General features: G+C 40.0%; 1 protein-coding gene. It reads right to left on the bottom strand.

Annotated elements, in window-relative coordinates; all coding sequences use genetic code 11:
• Positions 1-488: 5'-methylthioadenosine/S-adenosylhomocysteine nucleosidase (locus tag LWH95_RS21585; protein WP_232920358.1), on the bottom strand; the 488-nt coding region annotated here is incomplete at its 3' end.
• Positions 489-502 lie beyond the last annotated feature (14 nt).

The following is a 502-nucleotide window of genomic DNA, read 5'->3' as shown; positions in this document are numbered from 1 at the left end:
TCGTAGAAGCGTGGTTTTTCAGCGTTAGGATCTTCTCCTGCACTTCCTTCAGAAGCCATTAGGTCCATTGGTTTCCATATGGTTGGATCGATTCCTTCGTTTTCAGCTTTATCGGCCGTTTTTAATGAACCTAGGTTTACCGTTCTTTCTCCTAAAACAATATCAAAAACGTTTAAGCTTGGATCATGTCCGCCTGATGTCCCTTGATTGATGATAGCAATAGGGTTATATCTTTCCATTGCCACTGCTGTAGCGGCAGCCGTGTTTTCCATCCCTTTACCTGTTTTTGCAACGATTACAGGATAATTGTCTAAAGTTCCTATGTAAAATACAAAATCCCCTGATTTTTCTTCTTTAACATTTTTTAACCTTTTCGCGAAATTTTCAGCTTCGATTGGCATTGGACCTTGAACCATAATGGGCCTTTGAGTCTTTTTTTCGACCGCTTCATTTTTGGAAGCAGAACTGCAAGCTGCAATCACTGACACGAAAAGTAAAGTAA

This window comes from Bacillus sp. G16 (assembly GCF_021282335.1).
In the GTDB taxonomy this organism is placed as follows: Bacteria; Bacillota; Bacilli; order Bacillales; family Bacillaceae; genus Bacillus; species Bacillus inaquosorum.
The sequence above is the reverse complement of the archived record's forward strand: the minus strand, read 5'-3'. Positions and strand labels throughout refer to the sequence as shown.